3 protein-coding genes are annotated in these 3,313 nt (G+C 30.2%); all 3 read left to right on the forward strand.

Features of this window, described 5'->3' with window-relative positions:
* The first annotated feature begins 286 nt into the window (after positions 1–286).
* On the forward strand, positions 287–1,714 hold the full coding sequence (locus E6248_RS14670) for an NAD(P)/FAD-dependent oxidoreductase (RefSeq protein ID WP_316341525.1): 1,428 nt from the start codon (positions 287–289) through the stop codon (positions 1,712–1,714).
* A gap of 11 nt (positions 1,715–1,725) precedes the next feature.
* Complete coding sequence (locus E6248_RS14675; protein ID WP_316341526.1) at positions 1,726–2,973, forward strand: FAD-dependent oxidoreductase; 1,248 nt, start codon at positions 1,726–1,728, stop codon at positions 2,971–2,973.
* 12 nt (positions 2,974–2,985) lie between these two features.
* Positions 2,986–3,313: DUF1667 domain-containing protein (locus E6248_RS14680; RefSeq protein WP_316341527.1), on the forward strand; the 328-nt coding region annotated here is incomplete at its 3' end.

The following is a 3,313-nucleotide window of genomic DNA, read 5'->3' on the forward strand; positions in this document are numbered from 1 at the left end:
GCTATATACTTAATATATAAATTATGGTAGAATTATACTATAATTATTTAATGTGCTAAGAGATTTAGAGAAAGCATAAAAATAAGATACGTCTTATTTTTGTGCTTTTTTTGCATTTAGAAAATTATTAGATCAATATCTTCAAATTTTTTATAAATTTAATTTTATTGAAGATAACTAATAATAAGAATAATACCTAAAAAGGATATGGAATAAGTAAAAAAGTCCTTAATAAAATTATTAATTGTTAACTGCTAATTGTTAACTGAAAAAAAGGGGTGTTTATATGTATGATGTTGCAATAATAGGTGCAGGAATAATAGGTGCATCTATACTTAGGGAATTAAGTAAATATGATTTAAAAGTTATAGCCTTAGAAAAAGAAAATGATGTGGCAATGGGAACTACTAAGGCTAATTCAGCTATTATTCATGCAGGATATGATCCTAAAAATGGAACGTTAATGGCAGATCTTAATGTTAAGGGAAATGAGATGTTTGAAGAATTATGCAAGGAATTAGATGTGCCTTTTATAAGAAATGGATCATTAGTTTTAGCTTTTGATGAAGAGGAACTTAATTTAATTAAAGAGCTTTATGAAAATGGAGTAAAAAACAATGTGAGAAACCTTGAATTAATAAGTAAAGAAAAAATATTAGAGCTTGAACCTAATATAACTAGTGATGTTTTAGGTGCTCTTTATGCTAAGACAGGAGGGATAGTTGGTCCTTTTGAATACACCATTGCCCTAGTTGAAAATTCAATAGAAAATGGCGGTGAAATAAAAGTAAGTGCTGAAGCAGTTAGAATAGAAAAGGATGATGTTTTTACTATAAAGCTATCTAATAATGAAGAGATAAAAAGTAAATATATAATTAATGCAGCAGGAGTTTATTCAGATAAAATTCATAATATGGTTTGTAAAGAAAGCTTTAAGATTACTCCAATAAGAGGGGAGTACTATGTTTTAGATAAGGAAGAAGGAAAGAATTTTAGTCATACTATATTTCAATGCCCATCGAAACTTGGAAAGGGAGTATTAGTGACCCCAACTGTACATGGAAATTTAATAGTTGGACCTAATGCTGAAGAAATAGAAGATAAGGACTCAGTTAAGACTACAGCTGATGCATTAAATTTTATTAGAGATAGGGCAAATAAAACTACTAATAAAATTAATTTTAGAAATTCAATTAGAAATTTTGCAGGACTTAGAGCAGAATCAAATACTAATGATTTTATTATAGAAGAAAATAGTGAGGTTAAGGGTTTTATTGATGTAGCTGGAATGAAGTCACCAGCGCTATCTGCAGCACCTGCTATTGCCTTAAAAGTAGTAGATATTTTAAAAAAATCAGGGATTGATTTAAAGAAAAAAGAGAACTTTAATCCATATAGGAAACAAATTAGATTTATGGAATTACCTATAGAAGAAAGAAGTGAAATCATTAATGAAGATAAGAATTATGGCAGAATAATTTGTAGATGTGAAGAAATTACTGAAGGTGAAATAATAGATTCAATTAAAAGAGCTTTTGGAACTATCACATTAGATGGGGTTAAGAGAAGATGTAGACCTGGAATGGGAAGATGTCAAGGTGGATTTTGTGGGCCAAGAGTGCAGGAAATAATAGCAAGGGAGCTAAATATACCTTTAGAAGATGTAGTTCAAGAGAAAGATGGTTCTTATATTTTAACTAAGGAATCAAGATAGGAGGGGTATGAATGTATGACTTAATAGTAATAGGTGGAGGACCAGCAGGTCTTGCAGCTGCGTATGAAGCCAGTTTAAATGGGGTAAATAGTATATTAATAATAGAAAGAGATACAGAACTTGGAGGAATATTAAATCAATGTATTCATAATGGTTTTGGACTACACACTTTCAAGGAGGAATTAACAGGGCCAGAATATGCAGATAGATTTATTAACTTAGTAAGAAATACAAATATTGAAATAAAACTTAATACTATGGTAATAAGCATGGAAGATAAGAAGATTCATGCTATTAATGATAGTGAAGGCTATATGATATTAGAAGCAAGGGCTATAGTACTTGCTATGGGATGTAGAGAGAGAACAAGGGGGGCAATAGGAATACCAGGGGATAGGCCATCAGGTATATTTACAGCAGGGGCAGCTCAAAGGTATGTAAATATAGAAGGTTATATGCCTGGAAAAGAAGTAGTTATACTTGGATCAGGAGATATTGGATTAATTATGGCTAGAAGAATGACCTTAGAAGGAGCAAAGGTAAAGGCTGTAGTGGAACTTATGCCATATTCGAATGGATTAAATAGAAATATAGTACAATGCCTTGAGGACTATAATATTCCTCTATATCTTTCTCATACTATAACAGACATAATAGGGAGCAAAAGATTAGAAAAGGTAGTTATTTCAAAGGTTGATGAAAATAAAAAGCCTATTAAAGGATCAGAAATAGAATTTGAATGTGATACTTTACTATTGTCTGTGGGATTAATACCTGAAAATGAACTATCTAAAAAAGCAGGAGTAGTATTAGATAACAGAACTAGTGGATTAATAGTAACTGAAAGTATGGAAACTAATGTTGAAGGAATATTTGCTTGTGGTAATGTAGTTCATGTTCATGACCTAGTAGATTTTGTAACAGAAGAAGCTAAACATGCTGGGAAAGCAGTAGCAAAATATTTAAATAATACCTTAGAAAAGAAAGACTATATAAATATTAAAAATGGTAGTGGAATTAATTACACAGTGCCACAGAGAATATCTACTAAGGATATAGATGATAAGTTAACTATATTTATGAGAGTTAATAATGCTTACAAGGATATGATCATAAAGGTTATATCTGGAGATCGTATAGTTGAAAAATTAAAGAAGAAGCATCTAGCTCCAGCTGAAATGGAAAGAGTAATAATAAAGAAAGAATTATTAAAGGACTTAAAAGAAGATATTGTAATATCTTTAGAAAAAGTTAATTAAGGAGGGAGCAAAATGGAAAAAGAATTAATTTGTATATGCTGCCCTATTGGATGTCATTTAAAAGTCAGTATAGAAGAAAATAAGGTAAGTGGAAATGGGTGTAAAAGAGGAATAGACTATGGATTAACTGAAGTAACAAATCCAGTTAGAGTAATAACAACAACAGTTAAAGTAAATAATGGTGAAATTTCAGTACTTCCAGTTAAAACTAAAGGAGAAATACCTAAAGGCCTAATATTTAATTGTATGGAAGAATTAAAAAAGATAGAGGTTACGCCACCGATTAATATCGGAGATATAGTTTTAGCTAATATATTAGAAACAGGAATAGATGTAGTAG

Source organism: Clostridium sp., from assembly GCF_032552055.1.
Classification (GTDB): Bacteria; Bacillota; Clostridia; order Clostridiales; family Clostridiaceae; genus Clostridium.

What these genes read in the sequence shown, in the direction of transcription:
- E6248_RS14670 (WP_316341525.1), top strand. Translation starts at nt 287, where the DNA reads ATGTATGATGTTGCAATAATAGGTGCAGGAATAATAGGTGCATCTATA.
- E6248_RS14675 (WP_316341526.1), top strand. Translation starts at nt 1,726, where the DNA reads ATGTATGACTTAATAGTAATAGGTGGAGGACCAGCAGGTCTTGCAGCT.